Source organism: Gammaproteobacteria bacterium (assembly GCA_029862005.1).
In the GTDB taxonomy this organism is placed as follows: domain Bacteria; phylum Pseudomonadota; class Gammaproteobacteria.
In genome coordinates, this window is the sequence record JAOTYD010000076.1 from 1 (window position 1) to 4,854 (window position 4,854).

Here is a 4,854-nt window from a genome sequence, read left to right on the forward strand (position 1 = left end):
ATACAGGCGCCGACATAGGGCACCAGCAGGAATTCGCTAACCCGGTCACCTTCGAATTCGAGCGGCAACAGGTAGCCCGGAATCCTCACGGGCTTGCCATCCAGCTCCTTGTTGGCAAGGTAAGTCTTGGCGATGCGCTCCTCGGTGATCTGTTCACGCATCGCGATCAGACCGTCGACGTCGACGCCATCCTGTTCCAGGCCTTCGACCCGCTTACGGTAGTTGGCAAGCGTATTTTCATCGACTTCCTGTCCGGCCTCGAGCCGGTCTCGAACCCCCGCGACCATACTCAGCTCGAAAATAGTATCTTCGTCCAGCTTCGTAAACACGTCGTCGAACTCCGCCTCGGCCGGCACCAGGTCATCCCAGGTGATCTCGCGCGGCTCGGCCGCGATGGCGCCGGCGTTAAACAACAGGCTCGCGATCAGGGTTATGACGGTCAGGTAGGAGGGGGTTATCATTTCTGATTTTCTCATTTGATTTCAAACACGAATGGTCATACCGTCGACCAGCGAATACCGGTACATCCGTATGCCGGGAATCAGGCCGATCAAACAACCTATAAGAGTAATCAATAATAGGCCATAGACCAGATTCGGAGTCAACAAGTTCAACTCGATGAATAGTCCGAACCTGCTTGCGATCCAGCCCTGCCCCAGCATAAAAATACCGCAAACCAGCAGGATACCGAGACCGATACCGGACAGCGTGATGGCTATCGCTTCGCCGAGTATCAATGCAAAAACATGACCGGGTCGCGCACCCAGTGCACGCAGGATCGCCATTTCGCGGCGACGCTCATTGATACTCGTCATCAGGATAATTAACAACGATGACAGTCCGACAATAACGACAAATATTGATATCGCGCGCAGCGCATGCTCGACCAGGCCGACGATTTCCCACAATTCCAGCAGCGTGACGCCGGGCAAGATCGCGCTCAACGGCTCGTGCTCGAACTGATTGATGCGGCGCTGCAGGCCGATCGCTACGGCACGTGACTCGAGTCCGAGCAAGAATGCGCTGATGGAATACTCCTCGTCAAGGTGCTCGTCTTCGGCGTGCTGTTCCTCATCGGTATGGCCTTCAGCTGAAGCCGTCGCGGCCAGGGGATCGTGATCGTGCCCATCTTCAGCGGTCTGCCAGGCCTCGTGCATGTGATCGAAACCTGCGAGACTGACGTACAGGGTGCGGTCTACTGGCGTACCGGTGGCGGCGAGAATACCGACCACACGAAACGGCTCGTCGGCGTGCTTTATAAAACTTTCATCGCCTGCACCGTGGGCAACTATGATTTTGTCACTAAGCCGGTAACCGAGACTGGCGGCGACCTCGGCGCCGAGTACGATCTCGTCCTCGTCCCCGAACCACGCACCTTGCTGCAACCCGAGGCGCCGGTCGCGGGCGTAGCGGTAATGCTCGAAATAATTGTCATCGGTGCCAACCACGCGAAAACCCGCGTGGGTATCACCCATCGACAGCGGGATACTCCATTTCACCCCGGGCAGGGCACTGATCTCCTCGTAGCTGTGCCACTCGATATTGTTGGTTGGATTACCGATGCGAAACACCGAGTACAGCAGCAAGTTGACCGAACCACCGCGCGCGCCAACGATCAGGTCGGTGCCGGACACGGTGCTGGCGAAGCTGGACTTGGCCTCGCTGCGCAGGATTTCGACGCCGAGCAGCAACGCGACGCTCAACGTGATCGATGCAATCGCAAGCCCGACGCTGAGCTTGCGGTTACGAAAACTTTTTATTGCCAGCGACGCGATATTCATAGCGTAATTCTAGCTGAACTCCTTTCGATTGGGTGGCCTGCCGCTCGCCGCGCGATTGAGTCGATCGAACTCGATCGCTCGATCGAAAGGTTCACGCAAACCCTGGTCGTGGCTGACGAACAGTAGCGTTGACCCGGTCTCCTCGCATTCGCGGAACAGTAATTCGATGAACGCCGCGCGGCGGTCGGCATCCATCGACGATGTCGGTTCATCGGCGATCAGGATTTCCGGCGATCCGATCAGCGCGCGGGCTGCGGCGACGCGTTGCTGTTGTCCGACGCTGAGCTCGGTGACTGGCTTGTGAATCACCGCGCTATCCGCCATGTCGAGGTGCTCGAGCAGGCGCAGGGCCTCGTCGCGCGGGTTGCCACTGCGCGATATCGATTTGCGCCGACGCTGGTCCGAGAACTGGCAAGGCAGGGTTACGTTTTCGATCACGCTGAGATACGGGATCAGGTTGAACTGCTGAAAAATGATACCGAAATGATGGGCGCGAAAATGGTCACGTTCTGCAGCCGTCATTTCGCTTAAGCGTTGATCGAGCACTTCGATTGCGCCGGATAGGGGCGTGAGCACGCCCGCGACGAGTCCCAGCAGCGTCGATTTGCCGCTGCCGCTGGCGCCGCGCACAAACAGTCGCTCACCGCGCATCACATCGAAACTGTCAATGTCCAGCAATGGTTGCGGGTGTCCGTGCCAGGCGAAGCGCAACGTATTGAGGCTGATGATGTGTTCGGGCAATGTCATTTCTGTTAATCCTGAAGGCGGACAAAATCTATCAGATATTTGGTGGACAGTTAACTCAATTCGGTTATTCCCGCATACGCTGGAATTTTTCGGGATGTGACGAGGTTACAGGTCCGATGCGTCGGACCGCCCCGCTTGCGCGGGGATAACGTCTCTTAAGTCAGCTATTGGCCGAAGATCGCCACTCATCATCGTACAATGAGTGTCCGGGTTGAACCAATGAAAAAATGGTGCCGGCACGAGGAGTCGAACCCCGGACCTACTGATTACAAGTCTGTGGCACAATCTTTATCAATCAATAATTTACAACGATTATTTTCATAAAACACCCCGAAAGCACCCCTCTTTTATCAGTGTCTTGGTGTATTTTTTTCATAATTAAAAATCATGCACCGATTACTGGTTACCACGATATATGTGCTCACGATGATACTGTATAGCTTCCATCGATATTTCGTGGCCTGGATTCAACTCCAAATTACCCTCAAGGCCGAGAATTGTAAGATCATCTGCGATCCCGATTGCGCCATAGTCAAAAAGAACATGTATATTCGGGCTCAGACACAACACGTTTCCTGGAACGTCTGGGCCATTATGTGGGGCTCCAACTGGTAGAATATGACAAGCCTCCGCGTAAGGTCCGCCAGGAGTATCCAATCGATCACCTGATATTTGGCATCGATAGTCATACAGGTTTTTAACGTAGTTGCCGACTTCCGAACTTCTGATAACTCTTGTCGTATAAACCTTTGCTCTTGATGGCGACTCGTTTCCGGACGGCGACGCACCCTGGTCAGTCGCATCAATCTGGTCTCCAGGAGCGATCTTTACTAGTCTATAACGCCATATTAAATATCCATCCCGCCCTGTCTCTGACCAATAACGATCGATACGATATAACCCACCATATTGATACCCACTAGTCGGGGCAAAAGGAGAGTCATGCACTGCGCCTCGCTCACCCGTATAGGATTTCCTTCGAGGAAGTTTTCAGCTAGTAGTTTATTTCCCCTGGTTAACTCCTGATCCTTAACTTGCCTTCCGCTGCTAAGATCGCGACCACCTTGACCTGTGTAAATAATTACCTCGCCATCATCAACATCATCTACATAGCCACCTGGGAGCACAACGGACTCGCCACCACTTCCAATCCCAGCTCGAGTCCCTCTGTGCACGCCTGCGTCGTGTAGTGCCTGCCTATCCGCAAAGATCGCGCCGTCTTCTACTCCCTCAATTTCTCCAATCATACCTTCACTACCTTTTGTATTAACATTTATTGTGCGCGTTAAACGCGTAAACCACAAAAGGCAACGTACCGGATCGATGAGGCCGTTACCCAGTGGTAGAATAAGTCGTTGAGTGGTAAAGGTAACTGCATGATCAATAAACTATCTGCTAGGGATCGAGAGTTTGCAGACAATTTTTTCGGCGGACCCGATGAGGTACGTGGCAACGCAACTGCCTGCTACCGCCATCTGCACCCCAAAGCCAAGATAACTACCTGCCAGGTAGAGGGTTCGAAAATCCTATCAAAACCAATGGTAGCGCTTTACCTCGAATCTAGGCGTGTAGAATTAACTAAATCAACCGGTATTAACGCCGAATACGTTCTGCGCCAATCTGTTCGCTACCTGGAAATAGCATTTGGTGATCGACCAGCACCAGAGGGGTTTAATGCGATGGGTGTTAAAGCGGCGCTCGAGCTAATCGGTAAAAATACTGGTGTCAAAGCATTTCAGGATAGTATTGAGATCGGGCATACATTTAAACTGGAGCAGATGCTAAACGATCGCATCAAGGCTATAGAGGTGGCAGCAGACCAGCGTAAATTGGAACTGGTCAAATAGAACCATTTCACGGGATGGCACAGCATCCTGATGCCACGATCGCAAGTATCCTGTCGGGGAGTACTAGAATTAGCAGTAAGTGGCATCATAAGGGCTAGACAAAGGCCAACAGCATTTACATGCTAGATGCGTGAGTGACGATGACGTATCTAGATCCCAGGAAAAAAAGTATCACAGCAAAGGGAGGTAAGCGAAAAATGAGAATGATCGGGAATGATCCGACGATTCAGCGAGCGGCCTTTCACCCCGCAATTATATAAACCGATCTAGTCCGGTGGTGCCACGATAGTTTACCCAGCCTGTGGGATACTGCTAGTTCTATACAACGCCATCACCACGCTAATACTAAGGCAGAAAAGGCCATATAATATCTGGATCAACGGTAGTTATCGGCACCACACCCAGATCGGCCAATTGGAGTCAATCCAACCCAGAAGCGGACCCTCATTTTTATGCCATCAGCGGCAGTTAACGACCCA

Annotated in this window: 6 protein-coding genes; 1 reads left to right on the forward strand and 5 read right to left on the reverse strand. The window is 52.7% G+C overall.

Annotated elements, in window-relative coordinates; all coding sequences use genetic code 11:
* The 5 genes from OES20_18720 to OES20_18740 all read right to left on the reverse strand — a co-directional run.
* On the reverse strand, positions 1–461 hold a 461-nt coding region (locus tag OES20_18720), incomplete at its 3' end, for a DUF3299 domain-containing protein (GenBank protein MDH3636725.1).
* A gap of 21 nt (positions 462–482) precedes the next feature.
* Positions 483–1,781, reverse strand: a complete 1,299-nt coding sequence (locus tag OES20_18725) for an ABC transporter permease (protein ID MDH3636726.1) — start codon at positions 1,779–1,781, stop codon at positions 483–485.
* Positions 1,782–1,790: 9 nt separating this feature from the next.
* On the reverse strand, positions 1,791–2,522 hold the full coding sequence (locus OES20_18730; protein MDH3636727.1) for an ABC transporter ATP-binding protein: 732 nt from the start codon (positions 2,520–2,522) through the stop codon (positions 1,791–1,793).
* A gap of 402 nt (positions 2,523–2,924) precedes the next feature.
* Positions 2,925–3,476, reverse strand: a complete 552-nt coding sequence (locus OES20_18735; protein ID MDH3636728.1) for an HNH endonuclease — start codon at positions 3,474–3,476, stop codon at positions 2,925–2,927.
* On the reverse strand, positions 3,377–3,775 hold the full coding sequence (locus OES20_18740; protein ID MDH3636729.1) for a YDG/SRA domain-containing protein: 399 nt from the start codon (positions 3,773–3,775) through the stop codon (positions 3,377–3,379). The genes OES20_18735 and OES20_18740 overlap by 100 nt, the downstream gene beginning before the upstream one ends.
* A gap of 129 nt (positions 3,776–3,904) precedes the next feature.
* Here OES20_18740 and OES20_18745 point away from each other — a divergent pair, with 129 nt between their 5' ends.
* On the forward strand, positions 3,905–4,375 hold the full coding sequence (locus OES20_18745; protein MDH3636730.1) for a terminase small subunit: 471 nt from the start codon (positions 3,905–3,907) through the stop codon (positions 4,373–4,375).
* The last annotated feature ends 479 nt before the right edge of the window (positions 4,376–4,854 follow it).